At 54.7% G+C, this 18,925-nt stretch carries 19 protein-coding genes and 1 riboswitch; of the genes, 6 read left to right on the forward strand and 13 right to left on the reverse strand.

The features are described 5' to 3' along the window. Positions 1–239: 239 nt before the first annotated feature. From CHH67_RS09550 to CHH67_RS09570, 5 genes are all read right to left on the reverse strand, one after another. Positions 240–1,490, reverse strand: coding sequence for a serine hydroxymethyltransferase (locus CHH67_RS09550; RefSeq protein WP_095264942.1), 1,251 nt, complete (start codon positions 1,488–1,490; stop codon positions 240–242). Positions 1,491–1,570: 80 nt separating this feature from the next. Continuing rightward, positions 1,571–2,155 carry a TIGR01440 family protein gene (locus tag CHH67_RS09555; RefSeq protein WP_095264943.1) on the reverse strand — a complete coding sequence of 195 codons (585 nt, stop codon included), beginning with the start codon at positions 2,153–2,155 and terminating at the stop codon, positions 1,571–1,573. 111 nt (positions 2,156–2,266) lie between these two features. Beyond that, positions 2,267–2,722, reverse strand: a complete 456-nt coding sequence (gene rpiB, locus CHH67_RS09560) for a ribose 5-phosphate isomerase B (RefSeq protein WP_095264944.1) — start codon at positions 2,720–2,722, stop codon at positions 2,267–2,269. Between the two features lie 116 nt (positions 2,723–2,838). Further along, a riboswitch (ZMP/ZTP riboswitch) is annotated at positions 2,839–2,920 on the reverse strand. Between the two features lie 223 nt (positions 2,921–3,143). After that, a complete protein-coding gene (locus CHH67_RS09565) occupies positions 3,144–3,737 on the reverse strand; it encodes a low molecular weight protein arginine phosphatase (protein WP_095264945.1) in 594 nt (197 codons plus the stop codon). A gap of 39 nt (positions 3,738–3,776) precedes the next feature. Then, on the reverse strand, positions 3,777–4,334 hold the full coding sequence (locus tag CHH67_RS09570) for a manganese efflux pump MntP (protein ID WP_095264946.1): 558 nt from the start codon (positions 4,332–4,334) through the stop codon (positions 3,777–3,779). 56 nt (positions 4,335–4,390) lie between these two features. On the opposite strand from CHH67_RS09570, the gene CHH67_RS25945 reads away from it, so the two are divergent. Further along, complete coding sequence (locus tag CHH67_RS25945; RefSeq protein WP_141235841.1) at positions 4,391–4,588, forward strand: hypothetical protein; 198 nt, start codon at positions 4,391–4,393, stop codon at positions 4,586–4,588. 42 nt (positions 4,589–4,630) lie between these two features. Here CHH67_RS25945 and CHH67_RS09575 read toward each other — a convergent pair whose 3' ends face one another. Both CHH67_RS09575 and spoIIR read right to left on the reverse strand, forming a co-directional pair. Then, a complete protein-coding gene (locus CHH67_RS09575) occupies positions 4,631–5,827 on the reverse strand; it encodes an L-threonylcarbamoyladenylate synthase (protein ID WP_244908139.1) in 1,197 nt (398 codons plus the stop codon). Between the two features lie 300 nt (positions 5,828–6,127). Continuing rightward, entirely contained in the window at positions 6,128–6,832 is a 705-nt protein-coding gene (spoIIR, locus tag CHH67_RS09580) for a stage II sporulation protein R (RefSeq protein ID WP_179292087.1), read from the reverse strand. Positions 6,833–7,227: 395 nt separating this feature from the next. Here spoIIR and CHH67_RS09585 point away from each other — a divergent pair, with 395 nt between their 5' ends. Then, positions 7,228–7,659, forward strand: a complete 432-nt coding sequence (locus tag CHH67_RS09585; protein ID WP_095264947.1) for a hypothetical protein — start codon at positions 7,228–7,230, stop codon at positions 7,657–7,659. Positions 7,660–8,129: 470 nt separating this feature from the next. Here the strand turns inward: CHH67_RS09585 and CHH67_RS09590 are convergent, their stop codons facing one another. The 6 genes from CHH67_RS09590 to cls form a co-directional block, all read right to left on the reverse strand. After that, positions 8,130–9,329 carry an FtsW/RodA/SpoVE family cell cycle protein gene (locus tag CHH67_RS09590; RefSeq protein WP_095264948.1) on the reverse strand — a complete coding sequence of 400 codons (1,200 nt, stop codon included), beginning with the start codon at positions 9,327–9,329 and terminating at the stop codon, positions 8,130–8,132. A gap of 402 nt (positions 9,330–9,731) precedes the next feature. Then, complete coding sequence (prmC, locus tag CHH67_RS09595) at positions 9,732–10,601, reverse strand: peptide chain release factor N(5)-glutamine methyltransferase (RefSeq protein ID WP_179292093.1); 870 nt, start codon at positions 10,599–10,601, stop codon at positions 9,732–9,734. Between the two features lie 25 nt (positions 10,602–10,626). After that, positions 10,627–11,694, reverse strand: a complete 1,068-nt coding sequence (gene prfA, locus CHH67_RS09600; protein WP_095264950.1) for a peptide chain release factor 1 — start codon at positions 11,692–11,694, stop codon at positions 10,627–10,629. Between the two features lie 267 nt (positions 11,695–11,961). Continuing rightward, entirely contained in the window at positions 11,962–13,062 is a 1,101-nt protein-coding gene (gene ychF, locus CHH67_RS09605; RefSeq protein WP_095264951.1) for a redox-regulated ATPase YchF, read from the reverse strand. Positions 13,063–13,356: 294 nt separating this feature from the next. Then, on the reverse strand, positions 13,357–14,478 hold the full coding sequence (gene fni / locus CHH67_RS09610; RefSeq protein ID WP_095264952.1) for a type 2 isopentenyl-diphosphate Delta-isomerase: 1,122 nt from the start codon (positions 14,476–14,478) through the stop codon (positions 13,357–13,359). 154 nt (positions 14,479–14,632) lie between these two features. After that, positions 14,633–16,135 (reverse strand): cardiolipin synthase, encoded by a 1,503-nt coding sequence (gene cls, locus CHH67_RS09615; RefSeq protein WP_095264953.1) that lies wholly within the window; start codon positions 16,133–16,135, stop codon positions 14,633–14,635. Between the two features lie 383 nt (positions 16,136–16,518). On the opposite strand from cls, the gene CHH67_RS09620 reads away from it, so the two are divergent. The 4 genes from CHH67_RS09620 (at position 16,519) to CHH67_RS09635 (ending at position 18,891) form a co-directional block, all read left to right on the forward strand. Continuing rightward, positions 16,519–17,100 (forward strand): TetR/AcrR family transcriptional regulator, encoded by a 582-nt coding sequence (locus tag CHH67_RS09620; RefSeq protein ID WP_095264954.1) that lies wholly within the window; start codon positions 16,519–16,521, stop codon positions 17,098–17,100. A 25-nt stretch (positions 17,101–17,125) separates the two neighbouring features. Continuing rightward, complete coding sequence (locus tag CHH67_RS09625; RefSeq protein ID WP_095264955.1) at positions 17,126–17,473, forward strand: DMT family transporter; 348 nt, start codon at positions 17,126–17,128, stop codon at positions 17,471–17,473. Between the two features lies 1 nt (position 17,474). Continuing rightward, positions 17,475–17,789 (forward strand): DMT family transporter, encoded by a 315-nt coding sequence (locus CHH67_RS09630; protein WP_095264956.1) that lies wholly within the window; start codon positions 17,475–17,477, stop codon positions 17,787–17,789. Between the two features lie 166 nt (positions 17,790–17,955). Then, positions 17,956–18,891 (forward strand): TetR/AcrR family transcriptional regulator, encoded by a 936-nt coding sequence (locus CHH67_RS09635; protein WP_230875764.1) that lies wholly within the window; start codon positions 17,956–17,958, stop codon positions 18,889–18,891. Positions 18,892–18,925 lie beyond the last annotated feature (34 nt).

Consider the following 18,925-nt stretch of genomic DNA (forward strand, 5'->3'; position numbering starts at 1 on the left):
TTCCTTACTAGGATTTCCAGATCTCAGCAGAATGATGCCAGGGCGCACCTATGCATTGGCCTTGCTGATTTTTGGTCTGTCCCCCTTTCATTCTTGCAGTATATGTTGGGATATAAGAGAACGATATGCAGCTCATCCACATATCCGCGATTCTCCAGCTATTTTCCGCATAAAAACAGCCCCATCTTCCCAAACGGGAAGATGGGGCCTCATTCGATTCTATATTGACCGGTGTATAATTAATATTTCATGTCCGCATACAATGGATATTGCTCGGTCAGCTCCGCAACCATCTTGCTCGCTTTCTCAAGCGTAGCTTCATCCTTCGGCGCTCTGAGCGTCATAGCAATGATTTTGCCGATCGCAGCCATCGCCTTCTCGTCCATGCCGCGCGAAGTGACCGCTGGCGTACCGATCCGGATGCCGCTTGTGACAAACGGGCTTGTCGGGTCAAACGGAATGGCGTTCTTGTTGACGGTGATGCCAACGGAATCCAGCACCTTCTCCGCATCCTTGCCTGTGATGTCCAGGTTGCGGGTATCCACAAGCATCAGATGGTTATCCGTGCCGCCGGAGACGATGTTCAGACCTTCCTCCGTGAGCGTGTCAGCCAGCACTTTGGCATTCTTCACCACTTGCTCGGCATAGGTCTTGAAGGACGGGGACAGCGCCTCGCCGAGAGCAACCGCTTTGGATGCAATGACATGCATGAGCGGACCGCCCTGGCTTCCCGGGAACACCGCTTTATCAATCGCCTGCGCCCAAGGCTGTTTGCACAGAATCATGCCGCCGCGCGGGCCGCGAAGCGTTTTATGAGTGGTCGTTGTTACAAAATGGGCATGAGGAACCGGGCTTGGATGAACACCTGCAGCTACCAGACCTGCAATATGAGCCATGTCAACCATGAACAGGGCACCCACGTCATTCGCGATGGAAGCCAGCGCTTCAAAATCAATAATGCGCGGGTATGCGCTCGCTCCGGCAACAATCAGGCGCGGACGGTGCTTGAAAGCCGCTTTGCGCACTTCATCATAATCGATGAGGAACGTATCCTCTTGCACGCCATAAGCCACGAAATTGTACAGCACACCCGATGCGTTCACAGGGCTGCCGTGAGTCAGGTGACCGCCGTGGGCCAGATTCATCCCGAGCACGGTATCGCCTGGATTAAGCGCCGCCAGATATACCGCCATATTGGCCTGAGCTCCGGAATGCGGCTGCACGTTGGCATGATCCGCACCGAACAATTGCTTGGCACGATCGCGCGCAATATCCTCCACGATATCCACGCGCTCGCATCCGCCGTAATAGCGTTTGCCAGGATACCCTTCCGCATATTTATTGGTCAGCACCGAGCCCATCGCTTCCATAACCGCCTCGCTGACAATGTTCTCCGAGGCAATCAGCTCGATATTGCTGCGCTGACGCTTCAGCTCCAGGTCCATCGCTTCCAGCACCGCTGGGTCATTCTTCCGCAAGTGTTCCATCATGATTCGAATCCTCCCATATTGTAGATTATTGTGTCCGCACCTTATGTCAGGCGCAGCTGTACACCAAGCGTCTCATCGAATTAATCACACAGGGCCGAGCCGCCCTCAGACTCCAGTTGGTACACCGCCCGCTGGCCGCCGATCAGCTTCGGCCGGGAATAGGCCGCGTTCACACGCGCCTCGCCGATATACCTCAGACTCGGGCGGAAGGGCACCGCCACACTCCGCAGATGCATGCCGATCAAGGTTTCGCCGATATCGATGCCCGCATGGGCCTCCATCCGCTCCGCGAGACAAGGATCGTTCAGCTTCCGGTAGGCGTAGGCCGCCATTGAGCCGCCAGCTCCGGGAACCGGCACCGCAGCCACTTCATTCAGGCCCAGCGTCTCCAGCAGCTCACGCTCCATGACCAGCGCCCGGTTCAGATGCTCGCAGCATTGAAAGGCCACTGCGAAACCGAACGCCGCCTGGACTTCCGCGATGCCCTGATACAGTGCCTCCGCCGTCTCCACCGCACCGCCGGTGCCGATTCGCCGACCAGCCACCTCGCTGGTGCTCGCACCGACCACCAGCACTTTGCCCGGACCCAGCTTCGCCGCCTCGGCCAATTCCCGGACGATGGCCGCTGTCTGTTCGCTGAAAGAAATGTTCGAAGATGTACTCAAGTCGATCGTCTCCTTTCATACCGCTGATCTGCCGGACAAGCAGCTGCGCACAAGCCCCCAAACCTATAAGGGATGCGATTCAGCGCCCTGCTCGATTCCGTCACCGGACGATTAACGCTTCAAATACCGCTCTTCAATCGCCTTGATCTTGTCAACACGGCCCACATGACGCTCGCCATGACTGAATTCCGTAGTCAGCCAGGCGGTGACGATCTCTGCTGCCAGACCCGGACCGATGACTCGCTCCCCGAGCGCCAGCACATTGCTGTCATTATGCTCGCGGGTCGCCTTGGCGGAGAATACGTCATGCGTCAATGCGCACCGGATGCCAGGCACTTTGTTGGCAGCAATGCTCATGCCAATTCCTGTTCCGCATATCAATATCCCCCGATCCGCCTCGCCCGATACGACTTTCTCGCAGACCGGAAGCGCGTAGTCCGGATAATCGACGGAATCCGTGCAGCCGCATCCGAGATCGATGACCTCATGCCCGAGACCGGTAATGACGCTGGCAATTTCCTCTCTCAAGCGAATCCCAGCATGATCTGTTCCGAGTGCTACCTTCATCTATGAATAACCCCCTCATTCATGTTCGCTTTTGCGACTAAGCTTGTTTCATTATACCGCAATTTCCGCGCAAAAGACGAAAAAAGAGCAGTCAGCACACCGATAGTGTACTAAATGCTCTTTGCCCAGGCGACCGGCCGTATCATCCGATGCTCCATCGTGGTTTCATCCACTTCGTCGCCAGTTACACCGGATCTTTAGGTTCCCCTTCATCTTAAAGCAATTGCAGATGAAAGGCAAGCGCCATTTGCGGATGCCCTGATGATAAACCAGACTGCTTTCGCGCCTCAGGCACCTGACAACATTTCATAAATAAGGCCCCAAATAAACCTCACCGCCACCATCACGCATCTTTAACAATAAACAAAAAAATGTAGGGCCTGATGAGAACGCAGGATGAGACGAACATCCGATGATCGGATCAAGCCCGATTCTGGTCCGAGGACGCCAGCTTGTCCAGCAGCCGGAATAAAGCGGTGCGGATTTCCGCAGCTGTCGCTTCATACTCTTCTCGGGATCCGCCGAACGGATCGGAGATGTCAAAGCTCGGTATGCGCTGCCGCAGCTCGATCAGCCGCTCCCTGTCCGCGTCGCTGATGTCATTGCCCAGCGATTTGGCAAGCTCCATCGACACGTACAGGCTGTCCTGTTCCTTCAGATCGCCGAGCACCCGCTCGTCATTTTCCACATATTCCTTAAGGGTATAAGTCTTGTCCGCAGCATCAGGGAACTGGCGGATCGCATACTGCTTATGGGACTGCGTTAACGTGAGCACCAAGTCCGCCCAATTAACCAGTTCGCCCGTGAGCGACTTGGAATAGAATTGATCGTGAATATCCTGGTCCTTCAGCACCGATTCCGCATGCCGTGATATCGGCATCCCTTCTACCGCCGCAACGCCGGCAGAGCGAACCTCAAGCTCGATTCCACGCTGCTTGGCCAGCTTGCGCAGCAACCCTTCGGCCATGGGACTACGGCACGTATTCCCGGTGCAGACGAATAAAATATGTTTCACGACCCCCACCTCCCGAAGTATCTATTACCCAGTATTCTATCAAAAGATAAACATCAAACCAAACACAAACAAAATAATGCCCCCGAGCATCTCGCCATACTCGCTCAGTCTGCCGCTTACCTGCCGTCCCACTGTCAGTCCAAGCACGGACATCAGCCCGCCAACGGCGCCGAAGCTGAGCGCAATCAGCACCATATCGTTGACAACCATCCCGAGCGAGAGGCCGACGGAAAACGAATCCATGCTGACGCTGAGGGAGAACAGCAGCATTCCGAACCAGGCGGTAGGCTTCATCACTTGTCCGCCGCCGCGGAAGGCATTGTAGATCATATGCATCCCAAGCAGAGCCAGCAGCCCGCCCGCTGCCAACCCGGTCACCTGACCGAGCAGCAGGCCCATATAGCGGCCAGCCATCATGCCGAGCATTGGCAAAATCATGTGGAACACGGCAATGAGCAGGCTGGTCATCAAGACATGCCTCCACCGGATTCCTCTCATGCCCATGCCGATGCCCAGCGAAAAGGCGTCAAGCCCAAGCGCAAACGCCATCATGAGTATTGTCGCAAGCTGTCCCGAATGGACAGATGCCATCTGCATGCCGATTCCCCCAAGTTCTGTGGTCTTGTACACCTTATGCGGACAAGGGGGAAAAGATGCCTGGAAAGGCGCTGCAGCGGCCCGCCCGCGTTATCGGGCCATGGCACAACCACGCATGCGCCGATACGCGGCTTGCGCCTACAGCCGCTCGTGATGGCTGTGCCTTGACTGGCGCCGCGCAGATTAAGACGCGGGGCAATAATCATATGGACAGCTGCCCGAGCGGCAGCTTGTCCATACCTGCGGCGCCTTAATGATATGCGGCGCAGGCAGAGGCGTGAGGCAGGGCGGGGCGTTCAATCCGTATGGATGACATGATGCCCCGCCGCCTTCAGCAGCCGGTTCATGACGGCTGCGCCAAGCCCTTGCTCCGGGCATGCCTCGGCGACGATGAAGGTGACCCCTTCATCGTCGAACCGGCGCAGCCCGGCGTACAGCCGGCGGGCGGCTTCCTCCGGTGCCGCCGCACTGCCGAGCGAGACGGCTATGCCGGCGCGGAAGCGACCGATGTGCTCGTCGTACGACAGCACACCGGTCACTTCCCCGCGCCGCGCCGCTGCCTCGAGCTCGGCCGCCATGCGGGACGCCACGGCATCGGCGTCCCGGCCCTGCACCACGCACATCGCGCCCTTCGGCGCATAGTGCGTGTACTTCATGCCCGGCGAGCGCGGCGCCGGGCTCTCCAGCGACCCGGCCTGCGCTAGCGCCGGGTCGCGCCGCACGCTTGCCGCCACTGCGGCAAGCTGCTCCTCCGTGACGCCGCCGGGACGGAGCACCGTCACGGCACCGTCCGGGCCGGCCTGCACCACCGTCGACTCGACGCCGACCCCGGCGGGGCCGCCGTCGACCACGCCGTCAATCCGGCCGGCCAAATCCACAAGCACATGCTCGGCCAGCGTCGGGCTCGGCCGACCTGAGCGGTTGGCGCTCGGCGCAGCGAGCGGACATCCGGCAGCGCTGATCAGCGCCAGCGCTACCGGATGGTCCGGCATGCGGACCGCCACCGTGTCCAGCCCGGCCGTCACCCGCGGGGAGACGGCCCCTTCCTTCACGGGCAGCACCAGCGTCAGCGGGCCCGGCCAGAATGCGTCCATCAAGGCGCGCTCCGTCTCATTGACTCCCGTCACCAGCGCTTCGAGCTGGGACCGGTCCGAAATGTGCACGATCAGCGGATTGTCCGACGGACGGCCTTTAGCTGCGAATACGTTCTCCACCGCCTGCGTGTTTCCTGCATCTGCGCCGAGCCCATATACCGTCTCGGTCGGAAACGCCACAATTCCGCCATGCGCCAGCGTTTGTCCCGCTTCTTCCAGATTCACTCGCAGCGCAGCCGCCTTCTCTAACGATTGAGTCAAACGGCTCGCAGCCACGCCCGTCTCCTGCTCCGTCACCGACCTGATGTGCCACACCAGGGTGTCTATCCCGCGTTCAAGCTCCTCCCTGGCAAGCGAGCGTTCCTTGTTGTCCATATCCCGATCTTTATTGATATTCATGAGCACATCCCATGCCTTCTAGTATATTCATTCAATCCGAAAGTTCGATCTGAAAGCTACCGCTCCATAATAAAAAGCGCTTTGATTCTTCAAGCCCGGCCAAACCCAAGATAACGTTGGCGCGCCCAAGAGAAAGCACTCTTTCCGATCAAGTGTATCATACCATACCAGGATTGAAAATATCGCCCCTACCGCCCCGCCATATTCCCTCCAGCCCTTGGAAACCTAAGTCTCCCGGTACCGATACCTTGCACGGTCCAGTCAAGCGACACTGAAGCATCAACATCAGGAATCCCACATTCATCCAAACAAACCCGACACCCAATTCCACAATCCGAGAAACATATCCACCAGGAAAAAACGCACTTCCGGTTCGCTCGCGCTCGCATGGACCAGTGTCTCCGGGGACGCTGAAGCTTCCGCCGATGCGGAAGCCGTGCTGACAGACGCCGCTGGAGCCGGCTGAGCTGCAGCATCGCCGCTGCCCCCGTCGATAAAGCAAAGCGGTGGAAACAAGACGCACCACCAGTTCTGTCCACGGCCCTCTCCCAGCGTAATGCGAACCGCGTCATAATCTCCTGCCGGGTAGATGGTTCCTCCATACATCTTGGTCGGAAACGGCACCACGCCGAGCTCCACATGATAGCCATAGCTCAATCCGCGCTTGGCAAGCTCTTCTCCTACAAGCTTGTGGATCTCAGGCAGATGCTTTTGCGTCAGCGCCTTGGCCTCCTCCAGGCTTTGCGGATCGTCGAGCTGCATGACCCACAGCTGCATCTGCTCGATCACCGCGTCTCGAATTTCTCTCTTCACAAGCTGGTCAGCCGGGCTATCCGAATTAGCCAGAATGCGCAGCCGGATCGACTCCTGCGGAATCGGTCCGCCTACCACCGAGGCGTCGATTCTTTGACCTTCCCACACCATCATAACCATGAACATACTGGATAATAGCAGCATGATTTTCTTAACAACAATACGAAGAGTCTCTTGATTATTTGCCAGCATCCTGATCGCCTCTCTCATCGTTAATCTATGATGCTACCAGTATGTCCGCTCGGCAAAGATATAAACGTAGAATCTAGCATTATTTAGTATTTTCCGGAGCCCCGTTCCGCGGATTCCAGTATTGTTTTTTTACCTTTGCACCATTATCCCTTTTGTTCAGGAAGAAAGGATGGGATTCATTTGGGGAGAAAAAGCATGGATTTGCTCGCGCAAAGACGCTAGATGTCAGAAAAAAGGGCAACGAAAGAACTCGCGGTCGCGGCTGAACAGGGCACCAGACTTAAAAGAAAACAGCCTATGACTCAATGTGATTATTTTCACTTTCACCTGTTTCTACTTACCTTGATCTTATTGATCCACTTGATCTGATAAAGGTACTTTATCTAATTGATCTATTGTATCTCATTGATCTACTGTACCTGATTAATCTACTGTATCTGATTGACCTACTATACCTGATTGATCTGCTGTATCTGATTGACCTACTATACCTGATTGATCTGCTGTATCTCATTGATCTACTGTACCTGATTAATCTACTGTATCTGATTGACCTACTGTACCTGATTGATCTACAGTATCTCATTGATCTTCTGTGTCTGATTGATCTTCTGTATCTCATTGATCTTCTGTGTCTGATTGATCTTCTGTATCTCATTGATCTACTGTACCTGATTAATCTACTGTATCTCATTGATCTACTGTACCTGATTAATCTACTGTATCTGATTGACCTACTATACCTGATTGATCTTCTGTATCTGATTCGTCTACTGTATTTGATTGGTATACGATTTCATTTTTTGTATATTTTATCTATTCTGTAAGCTTTGTCTGTTTTGCAAGCTATTTTATCTATTTATCTAACCTTAGCTTTCTTCTACTCTGCTTGCTTTGTCCACTCTACTTGCTTTGTTTACTCCGCTCCTTTGTCTGATCTACTTGCTCTCTGCTCTGCTTCTTTGTCTGATCTACTTGCTCTGCTGATCTACTTGCTCTGCTACTCTGCTTCCTTGTCTCATTGCTAGATTAGTCTGTTTTGTTTGTTTCTTCCCTGCTGCCTGATCGAACGGGATAATCATGCAAAGCCAACGGAACACGAATATGGATCTGCCGCCCCGTGTTGAAAGTACGGGCCATGCTGTGGACGTCACCTGCTCGATTCGAGACAAAAAAGAATCGCCCAAGGGATCTCCCTTGGACGACTCTGAATAACCGCACACGCCCTCCGGCGTTTCACAACTCTCCGCCGAACCGACGCGGTGGCCATGCACAAAGCTGTTTGATCGATGCTATGCTATGCCTCTCTCGTCCGGGTAGCGGCGGGCCGCACCGCATGCGGGTCCGGCATATCCTCTTCCACCTCTTGGCCGTGGAGTTTCACACTCATCGCCACACCAATACTCGCCATATTAATCAACAACGACGTACCCCCATAGCTGATGAACGGGAGGGTAATCCCGGTCAGCGGCATCAGACCGATAAACATGCCGATGTTCTCGAAGATTTGGTATATGAACATGGCAATGATCCCGACAATAAGGTAGGGGCCAGCCCTGTTCTTGCATTCGAGCGCAATCAGAATCATGCGATGAATCAGAATGAAATAAAGCAGGAGCAGCACAGAGGAGCCGATAAATCCGTACTCCTCGGCGATCTGAACAAAGATCGAATCCGAGTACGCATACGGTATGAAATTCCTCTGTACATAACCGCCTTCCATATAGCCCGCTCCACTCAGCCCGCCGGATGAAATCGCCAGCTTGGCATTGCGGGTATGGTAGACGGTATCCGACGGCGCTTCCTCAGGGAGCAGCCAGGAATCCAGCCGAGCCATCCAGTGCGATTTCAACAGTTTAGATTCCACCAGCTCATCATGGAAGTGGATATACGCCTGCGTACCGCCGAAGGCGCCGCCGAGCAGCACCACGGCCCCGATGAGAGCGTGGGTGTATTTAATATTGCCAATCCACAACAGCCCTACCAGGATTACAAAATAACTCAGCGCATTCCCGAGGTCATTCTGAACCATCACCAGCGCAAACGGTAAGAAGGCAATCATGCCGATCGGGACGACATCGCTCCAGAACTTGAGATGCGGCTTCTTTCTTTTGTGATAAAGCACAAAGGACAAGAAAATAATGAGCACCAGCTTAAACAACTCCGCAGGCTGCACACTTAATGTCCCGATGTAGATCCATCCCTGGGCACCGTTAAGGTCCTTCCCGATAAAAATAACCAATACGAGCGTAATCAGTCCGCCACCATAAATGTACCAAGCATATTTGATAAGCAGCCGGAAATCGACCAGACTCATGCCAAAAAAAGCGATGAAGCCAACAATATAAAACTTAATCATCGAGATGTGAGATCCATCCAACTTAGTGTCTTTGGTGACACTGTATATGGAGGTGAGACTGACAACCATCAGGATGAGCAGCACAAACACGATTAAATAATCGATTTTCTTTATTTTTTCCCAAAAGTAATTCAACATGACCTCGGTCCTCCCGTACCGGAGCTGTGCCCCCGCTGTGCCTTACAGTTCATAAACTATGCGCACGGCCAAAAAGTTTGCCCTCTGCGATTGCGCCCATCACAAACAGGAGCTTGTATCGCCCAATCTAAAGCTCGCAAGAAACACGGCGACTGTTCAGGCGGGCGATTATCTGCAGAAACTGCGCATTTCATCCATCTCAAAAAGGCTGTACCCGAAGTCTTCGCTTCCCGAGTTCATCACTTGCAGTTATATGAACAGATCAGATATCACGCCAGACCTATGCGTATTGCGCACCTCTGAGGCTGCGGCCGGGATTCGTTCTTCCCGCCCATCGCTCGCGCATGTCTGCACGTGAAACCCACCGTCATTTATTTTAAAAGAAAAACCCCCTGAATACAATTAACGGGCGATTCCCAGAACATGCCTGTCGATCCCGGCCAAGTCCGGTACGGTCACAATTTCATCCCAATGACCGGCGCGGCGCAGCAGCTTAGCTACATCGGCGGCCTGGCCCATGCCAAGCTCGAACGCAATCAGCCGCGGCGGCGCTGCCAGCAGCGGAAGCTGCGCCATCATAATCCGATACGGCGCCAGGCCGTCCGGGCCGCCATCGAGGGCCGTTCGCGGTTCGAAGTCCCGCACCTCCGGCTGAAGCCCATGTATATCCTCTGCCGGAATATACGGCGGGTTGGACACGACGATATCCGGCGCCATGCCCGTAAATGGCTCCAGCAGGTTACCCTGCCGAAATTCCACGGCCGCGTTAAGCTGCTGGGCATTCCGGGCCGCAACCCGGAGCGCCTCAGGCGAGATATCGCTGGCCAGCACCTGCCATCCCGGGGCCTCAAGCGTCAGCGTCACCGCAATCGCCCCGCTGCCTGTGCCGATGTCCGCCGCGAGAAGGCGCTCGCCATCGCGGGGAGCAAGGCTCGCCCCGTGCTGCAGCACCGCTTCGACCAGCAGCTCCGTCTCCGGTCTCGGAATGAGCACGGCCGGCGTCACTTGAAACGCCCGCCCGTAGAACTCCTGCTCCCCCATAATATATTGGGCGGGCTCTCCGCTGCCCTTGCGGGAGACCACTTCCTCCCACAGCTCGCGGCGCTCAGCCGGAAACGGCTCCGTCAGCGCCATATAGTAGGCTGAACCGGTGAGGCCAAGCACATATTCCAGGAGCAGCTGGGCATTGCGCTGGGGCTCCTGCACACCGCAGCTGTCTAAAAAAGAAGAAGCCTCCACAAAGGCTTCCCTTATGCTGCGCTCCGGCGTCATAACAAATGATATCCGCTCCAAAGCGTTATACTCCTTTTTCCATCGATTCCGCCTGTTCCGCAAGCGTCAGGGCCGAAACGATTTCTTCGATTTCGCCGTTCATCACTTGATCCAGCTTGTGCAGCGTGAGTCCAATCCGGTGGTCCGTGACCCGGCTTTGCGGGAAATTGTAGGTCCGAATGCGCTCGCTTCGGTCCCCGGTACCCACCTTGCTCTTGCGCTCGCCGGCATACTTCGCTTCTTCCTCCTGGCGCATCATGTCGTAGATGCGGGCGCGCAATACCTGCAGCGCCTTCTCCTTGTTGGAGTTCTGCGACTTGCCATCCTGGCACGTCGCCACGATGCCTGTCGGAATATGTGTTACGCGCACCGCCGACTTGGTAGTGTTGACGGACTGTCCGCCCGCTCCGCTGGAGCAGAACGTATCCACGCGAATATCTTTATCCAGAATTTCGATGTCCACTTCCTCCGCTTCCGGCATGACAGCTACCGTGGAGGTGGAGGTATGAATACGGCCGCCCGATTCCGTTGTAGGAATGCGCTGCACGCGATGGGCACCGCTCTCGAATTTCATTTTGCTATAGGCGCCGCGGCCATTAATCATGAAGATGACTTCCTTGAACCCGCCGAGGTCGTTCATGCTGGCATCCAGCACTTCAACCTTCCAGCCCTGCGAATCCGCATAGCGTGTGTACATCCGGTATAGGTCGGAAGCGAACAGAGCCGCTTCATCACCGCCAGCAGCACCGCGAATCTCCACAATGACGTTTTTATCATCGTTTGGATCCTTCGGCAGCAGCAGAACCCGGATTTTCTCTTCCAGCGACTGCTGGCGGGAGGTGAGTTCCTCGATCTCCATCTTGACCATGTCACGCATTTCATCGTCCAGCTTCTCGCCAAGCATCATCTTGGCGGCATCCAGCTCTTCGATAACATTCTTATATTCAACATAAGCCTCATAAGCAGGCTGCAGATCAGATTGTTCTTTGGAATAGTCCCTCAGCTTCTTTGCATCGCTTGCAACATCAGGGTCACACAGCAGCTCGCTCAGCTTCTCGTAACGATCCGCCAGGGATTGCAATCGGTCCAGCACAGGAATTCACCTCACTACGTAATATTCCTCAATTATTAGTAAACTTCCACACTTGTAAACAGCATACCGCCACTTTATCTCCTTTACAGGTTGGTACAGTGGCAGACGACTTTTTATTATAACAAGGAAACAGCGCTTTGACTAGATAGGTCTGCCCACTTATAAGACGCAGGCCACACTAGGAGAAGGCAGATAATGAGCATAGAAGAAGACCACGGCTCATGCACACGAAGGTACAGAGAGCTGTGGCCTGCGGCTTTACATGATCTACACATTAAAGCGGAAGTGCATGACATCTCCATCATTTACTACATATTCTTTACCTTCGAGACGAAGCTGGCCGCGTTCCTTCGCAGCGTTCATCGAACCGGCGGCAACCAGGTCCTCATAGGATACAACTTCGGCCCGGATAAATCCGCGCTCAAAGTCACTGTGAATGACGCCCGCTGCCTGCGGCGCTTTCGTGCCTTTGCGGATCGTCCACGCGCGAACCTCCTGCACCCCAGCTGTAAAGTAGGTATACAGGCCAAGCAGGCTGTACGCTGCCTTGATCAGGCGGTTCAGGCCGGATTCTTCAAGCCCCAGCTCCTCGAGGAACATCGCTTTGTCTTCGCCTTCGAGCTCGGCGATCTCGGCTTCAACCTTGGCGCTGATCGGGACGACAGCCGCGTTCTCAGCTGCTGCGAATTCCCTCACCTGCTGCACATATGGGTTGTTGTCGGCATCATTAACGCCGTCCTCACTTAAGTTTGCCGCATACAGCACCGGCTTCAGCGTCAGCAGATGAAGATCGCGCACCACCAGCTTCTCCTCATCGGTCAGCTCCACGCTGCGAGCCGGCTGGTCGTTGTACAAGGCTTCCTTCAGCCGCTCAAGCAGCTCCAGTTCCTGGGCAAACTGCTTGTTGCCGCCCTTCATGTTCTTCTTCGTCCGGTCAATCCGTTTCTCGACACTGTCCAGATCTGCGAGAATCAGTTCCAGATTGATCGTCTGGATGTCACTGACCGGGTTCACCTTGCCGTCAACATGCGTAATGTTCTCGTCCTCGAAACATCTTACAACATGGACGATCGCATCCACTTCACGAATGTGGGCAAGAAATTTGTTCCCGAGCCCTTCGCCTTTGCTTGCGCCGCGGACGAGGCCGGCAATATCGACAAATTCAAAAGCGGTCGGTACGGTTTTGTTCGGTTGAACAAGCTCTGTCAGCTTATCCAGACGCTCATCCGGAACCTCAACCACCCCGACGTTCGGGTCAATGGTACAGAACGGATAGTTCGCCGACTCGGCACCTGCTTGCGTAATAGCGTTAAACAATGTGGATTTGCCGACGTTCGGCAAACCAACGATCCCAGCTTTCAAAGCCATTTATGTGACAACTCCTTATCGGTTATACTCTGAACCATCCGATCCCATGGCCATAATGCTCGGGGCGGCGGAATCAGATGCTACGGTATTTCGAATCTCTAATCCTGCGCTATTCACGCCGAATGGATTAACGTTCACTCATAATCTCACTCATTATAGCAGATCGTTCATAGAGTTCAAACCATAATATCCCCGCACCCGCAGGGCTGCTTCCAAGTCCGTTCTGCCCTGGGGCAGATCCCGTTCCATCTTGGGAAGATCTCCGTATCTATCTTGAGCGGATCTCTGTTCCATCTATATCCTCATCAGGCGCGTCGTCGCCTGGAGCTCAGCAATGGAAGCTGCCCCGATGCCAAACATGGCCGTTCGCAGCTCCAGCTCGACCTGGGCGAGCCGCTCATCCAGCGCCGCCTCGGACGATACCGCGGCTCCCAGCAGCCCGCGGCCAAAGCCCGCCAGATCGGCGCCAAGCGCGATGGCTTTGGCCGCGTCCACGCCGCTGCCAACCCCGCCGCTGCCGATAAGAGGGCAGTCCGGTGCTGCGGCCTTCACTTCCCGGATGCATTCGGCGGTCGGGTTGCCCCAATCCGCGAAGGCCTCGGCCGCTGCGCGCCGGACCGGATCATGGCTGCGGAACTTCTCGACCTGGCTCCAGGAAGTTCCGCCTGCTCCGGCTACGTCGATGAACGCCGCGCCCGCATCCAGCAGCAGCCGGGCCGTCTCGCCATCGATCCCCCAGCCGACTTCCTTGAAGCCGACCGGGACGTCCAGCTTCCGGCACAGCTCCTCGATCCGAACCAGCAAATTGCCAAAGCGGGTGTTGCCTTCCGGCTGGAACACCTCCTGCAGCCCGTTCAGATGGAGCACCAGCAAGTCGGCGCCCGCAATGTCCACCGCGCGGCGGCAGTCCTCCACACCGAAGCCGTAATTGAGCTGCACAGCACCGAGGTTGGCGAAGACAGGCACGCTCGGCGCGCGATCCCTGACGCGGAAGGTAGCAGCGAGCTCCTCCTTCTCCACCGCGGCGCGCACCGAGCCGACGCCGAGCGCCCATCCCCGACGCTCGGCTGCTTCGGCCAGCCGCATATTGATCTCCCCTGTGGCTGCGCTGCCTCCGGTCATGGAACTGATCAAGAACGGAACGCGAACGGCATATCCAAGAAACCAGGTGCCGAGATCGATATCGTCAAAATCCACTTCAGGCAAGGCGGCATGGCGGAAGCGGTACCGTTCAAAGCCGGGCGTAACGCCCCGGGAGCCGACCTCTTCTTCCAGGCACAAGCGCACGTGCTCGATCTTTCGTTCACCGGTCGGGACCTCCGGCAGCAAAGGGCCGGTTCTTTTCTCAGGTACAGCTGTCGAGTCATGATGATTCAGGCTATCGCCTGCCTCGTTCCTTTTCCGTTCCAATTCCATTCCGTACCTCCTAATAAGTTAAAAATGTATCGTATCAAGCCGAAAGCTTGTCTCCTCGCAAAATTCCAGCGCCCATCATTATACATTGTCAACCGGACGCCCCTCATTGATGCAGATTTAGACTTGAACCTCCCGTCCTCCCTCGAAGGCGATTCTACAGCAGCGGTGACATCAGCCGGGCAGCAGATTCGAGAAGGCGGGTCACGATCCGTTTTTGCTTGGACTTGGTCCGGTCAATCAGGCTGGCATGCTCCAGGTCCTCAATATAGTCATCCACGATCTTCTGCACACTGTCCGTTTGAACGAGCAGCGCATTGACTTCAAAGTTCAAATGAAAACTGCGCATGTCCATATTGGCCGTGCCGATGGTGGCCACTTCGCCGTCTACGATCAGAAGCTTGGAATGCATAAAGCCTCGCTCATACGCATATACGCGCACGCCCGCGCTGAGCAGTGACGGAAAGTAGGAATGGGATGCCAGATACGGCAGCCATTTATCCGGTTTGGACGGAAACAGAATGCGCACATCCAGTCCGGACAACGCAGCTACCCGTAGCGCGGTTAGAATGTCATCGTCCGGTATAAAATACGGTGTAGCCAGCCACACCGATTTGCGTGCAGATACAATCATGGAGAAAAATATGTTCTTCAGCGCCCGGCGCTCGTTGTCCGGCCCGCTGGCGATAATCTGGACGGCCCCTCGGCCGTTCTCCGTCAGTTCGGGGGAGAAATAGGCCTGGTCTGACAGCTGCTCGCCCGTCTCGTAATGCCAGTCCTGCAAAAAGACGACCTGCAGCGTCCGCACCGCCTCGCCTCGCACAAGCAGATGGGTATCGCGCCAGAAGCCAAACGTTTTGCTGCGGCTCAAATATTCATCGCCGACATTAAGTCCGCCAATAAAGCCGACACTGCCGTCAATCACGACGATTTTGCGGTGATTTCGGTAATTCACCCTGCTGGTGAAGAAGATCCATTTCGGGCTTCCGAAGACAGCGACTTGTACGCCGGCCTCCTTGAGCTCATTCAGGAAAGAGGGCGGCAGCTGCAAGCTGCCGACGGCATCAACCATGAAGCGGACAGCCACGCCAGCTCGTGCCTTGCGGATTAACAGCTGCTGAATCTGGGTGCCGATGGCGTCGGAACGATAAATGTAATATTCCATATGAATGTGATGCTTCGCTTGTTCAAGCTCCTGTAACAGCGTATTAAACGTTTCTTCGCCGTTGGTCAGAACTCGGGTATCACTAGCGAAAGACACCGGCGTGCGGGCAAGCCTTCTGGACAGCTGAAGGAGCTGATGATATTTCGGTTTAAAGGCAGGATGGTCAGGGGCCTGTCTGCGGGAAGCCTGACTTTCGTAAGCCAAGATGTCTCGTTGTGCTTTTTTATCATACTTTCTCCGTTTGAAGTAGTTTTGGCCAAACAGAAAATAGAACACGAGTCCGACAAGCGGCATGAGCGCCAGCAGCAGGATCCAAGCCATCGTGCTGGTCGGATGCCGATTCTCCATGAAGATCATGAAACCGATCGACACAACCGTCAGCGTGGAGAATATCCCGATCACGGTCCCGGTTGTTTTACCAAAAGCGTTGACCCCGAAATAATAGAACGCAAACAAAATGACGGATATTAAAACGGCCAGTATTCCCTTTCTCATCGTAAGATCCCCTTGTTTTTTTCTTTATCAGGATGATGTGTTCTTCATTCATTGCCTCAGCGGTTGAAATCCGGGACAAAGGCGAACGCTTGGCTTCGCCAGTCTCTCCCTTCCCCTTCGCTTCTGACCGTTATGATGTCTAGCACGGAGAATTGGGTTAAGCCAACTTTCTTATATCAAATATCGTCAAATCGAAATCCGCATGACAAATCATTATGATGCTTGTCACCCATATTCTACATGATCAGGTGCAGGAACTAAAGGACAGGCCGCTCGGCCTCGCTGTCAAATATGAAGAACAGAAACGTTCTCGTCCTTCATTGACAAATCTAACATACCCTGTTATAACTTGAGCTAACGACCGTTAGTTAGGGGGCTTCGCCATGAGTGCAGACAATATTAAACAAGCAGCGCTTGTCCATTTTGCCCGGGACGGGTATGAAGGTGCATCGCTGAAATCGATCGCCGATGATTGCGGGATCAAGAAACCGTCGATCTATGCGCATTTCTCCAGTAAAGAGCACCTGTTTCTGCAGGTGCTGCAAGACGTATTCGAGCAGCAGGAGCGGAAGATCGACGCGTTCTTCGCCTCTTGCGCCGACCAGCCGCTGGAGGAGCAGCTGCGGGGATTTCTCGACAGCCGCCAGGCCGCGTATGAGCTGGATGATGAGACCCGATTTTTTTTACGGATGTCCTTTTTTCCGCCAAGCTCCCTGTACGTGGAAGTAATGGAGGAGATGGTGTACCCCTTCATCGGGCGGCAGGAAGACATGGTGACCCGATTATTGGACAAAGGCTGTCCTGCTCATGGCGATATCATCCACCACTCGCGCCAGGCGGCTATCGCGTACATTACACTGCTGGACGGCATTTATGTCGAGATTCTATATGGAGGCAAAGACCGTACGGCCCGGCGGATCGCGGCGGTATGGCCGGTCTATTGGTCAGGGGTCACGAAGGAATAGGCTTGCATTAAAGGAGAGAACCGATATGAACAGGAACTGGATTTATGTATTGCTTGCCGGCTTGATTGAAATCTTATGGGTTATCGGTTTGAAGCATGCCCAGCAGCTATGGGAGTGGGCCGCCGTGCTCGTTACGATTGTGCTCAGCTTTTATCTTATTATGAAGGCGGCTCAGCGGCTTCCGGTGGGTACCGTATACGCTGTCTTTACCGGCATCGGAACGGCGGGGACGGTGACGACGGAGATGCTGGCCTTTGGCGAGCCTTTTCGGCTATCGAAAATTATACTGATTGCAATCCTGCTGGCCGGTGTCATCGGCCTGAAGCTTGTGACGGATGAACAGCCGCAGCCTGCGAAAGGAGTGAGAAGCTGATATGGCATGGTTTGCGCTTATACTGGCCGGCGCCTGCGAAATTACAGGCGTGATCGGAATTCAGGGGGCCTCCCGCCGCAAGGGCTGGCCCTACGTGCTGCTGCTCTGCGTATCGTTCGCGGCCAGCTTCTCCCTGCTGTCTTATGCGATGAAAACCCTGCCTATGGGCACGGCGTATGCGATCTGGACAGGCATTGGAACGGTCGGCAGCGCCGCCGTGGGCATGCTGCTGTTCGGTGAGCCGAGAGAGTGGCGACGCCTGCTGTTTATCGCCATGATTCTGTGTGCTGCGGTAGGGCTCAAAATCATCACATAACTTGAGAAAACCAGGCCGCAGACCTAGAAGGCAGGCCTGTCTGCAGGGGCGCCCATGCGACATTTGTATTGGGCGTTCCTTTTTTGTATACTTATTTTGACCCGGCGGTCATTATAAAAACCAAGTAGTTTTGTATTGTGAGGTGAGCGTCTGATTGGTGGACAAAATGACAGAAAAAAGACAGCAGATTCTCATCACGGCCATGCAGCTGTTTTCTGCAAAAGGCTCCTCGATGACATCCATGCAGGAGATCGCGGAAGTATGCGGGATGTCAAAAGGAAGCCTGTACCTGCATTTTAAGTCCAAAGAGGAACTTGAGCGAAGCATTTACGACTATATTGCCAACCGGATCAAAGACGAGATATTAAGCATTGAGCAGGACCCGCTGCTGAGCCTGAAGGAGCAGCTGATCAAGCAGGTGGAAGTGCTGCTGATTCATTTTCTGGAGATTCGCGAGTTTCTCCTCAAGCAGTTCCATGATCAGTTGCCGCCTGGCAACACTCCATTTGATAAAGATCATTTTCATGATCAGCTCCAGAAGACGCTCGTGTGGTTCAACAATAAACTCAAGACGCTGTACGGGGCCGAAGCCGAGCCGTACACCATGGAGATTGCCATGTTCGTGTTGGGGATGCTGGGCTCTTATATCCGCTTTCTGTTCCTGCCGGGTTTTCACCTGAATGTGGGCAAGGCTGCCAACCATCTGATTCAGCTGATGGACGATATCGTTCACAGCATGCTGAACAGACGGCCTGAGCCGCTTGTGCCGCCGGATGTGCTCGTACAGTTTGACCGGATTTGCCTGGAAGACGAAGTGCAAGGGCCACGACATCCGCTGATCATTATCAGAGCGATGAAGCAGGAGCTCAAAGGACTGCCCGTTGACCCTCTGGTCAAAGAAGACGCAATGGAATCGCTTGGCATTATGGAGAAGGAACTGATCTCGATCCGACCAAGCCGGGCTGTTGTGAAAGGAATGCTTGCTAACTTGGACGGCATTGAAGGATTAGCCGATCTGCAGCGAGAGCTGAAGGAAACGATGAATACAATGCTGGATATCTATCTTGCACCAGGCTTTACGAAGCAAGCCAGCGATGTCTAACAAAGAAAAATAGAGCAGATTGAGAGGAGAGAAC

Source organism: Paenibacillus campinasensis (genome assembly GCF_002272015.1).
Taxonomy (GTDB): domain Bacteria; phylum Bacillota; class Bacilli; order Paenibacillales; family Paenibacillaceae; genus Paenibacillus_AQ; species Paenibacillus_AQ campinasensis.

Bases quoted from the DNA above. Each gene is read 5' to 3' on its own strand.
- ychF (WP_095264951.1), bottom strand. From the start codon at position 13,062: ATGGCTTTGAAAGCTGGGATCGTTGGTTTGCCGAACGTCGGCAAATCC.
- spoIIR (WP_179292087.1), bottom strand. From the start codon at position 6,832: ATGCTGGCAAATAATCAAGAGACTCTTCGTATTGTTGTTAAGAAAATC.
- CHH67_RS09635 (WP_230875764.1), top strand. From the start codon at position 17,956: ATGACAGAAAAAAGACAGCAGATTCTCATCACGGCCATGCAGCTGTTT.
- cls (WP_095264953.1), bottom strand. From the start codon at position 16,135: ATGAGAAAGGGAATACTGGCCGTTTTAATATCCGTCATTTTGTTTGCG.
- prmC (WP_179292093.1), bottom strand. From the start codon at position 10,601: ATGACGCCGGAGCGCAGCATAAGGGAAGCCTTTGTGGAGGCTTCTTCT.
- CHH67_RS09550 (WP_095264942.1), bottom strand. From the start codon at position 1,490: ATGATGGAACACTTGCGGAAGAATGACCCAGCGGTGCTGGAAGCGATG.
- CHH67_RS09590 (WP_095264948.1), bottom strand. From the start codon at position 9,329: ATGTTGAATTACTTTTGGGAAAAAATAAAGAAAATCGATTATTTAATC.
- CHH67_RS09575 (WP_244908139.1), bottom strand. From the start codon at position 5,827: ATGAATATCAATAAAGATCGGGATATGGACAACAAGGAACGCTCGCTT.
- CHH67_RS25945 (WP_141235841.1), top strand. From the start codon at position 4,391: ATGCCTGGAAAGGCGCTGCAGCGGCCCGCCCGCGTTATCGGGCCATGG.
- rpiB (WP_095264944.1), bottom strand. From the start codon at position 2,722: ATGAAGGTAGCACTCGGAACAGATCATGCTGGGATTCGCTTGAGAGAG.
- CHH67_RS09620 (WP_095264954.1), top strand. From the start codon at position 16,519: ATGAGTGCAGACAATATTAAACAAGCAGCGCTTGTCCATTTTGCCCGG.
- CHH67_RS09570 (WP_095264946.1), bottom strand. From the start codon at position 4,334: ATGCAGATGGCATCTGTCCATTCGGGACAGCTTGCGACAATACTCATG.
- CHH67_RS09630 (WP_095264956.1), top strand. From the start codon at position 17,475: ATGGCATGGTTTGCGCTTATACTGGCCGGCGCCTGCGAAATTACAGGC.
- CHH67_RS09625 (WP_095264955.1), top strand. From the start codon at position 17,126: ATGAACAGGAACTGGATTTATGTATTGCTTGCCGGCTTGATTGAAATC.
- fni (WP_095264952.1), bottom strand. From the start codon at position 14,478: ATGGAATTGGAACGGAAAAGGAACGAGGCAGGCGATAGCCTGAATCAT.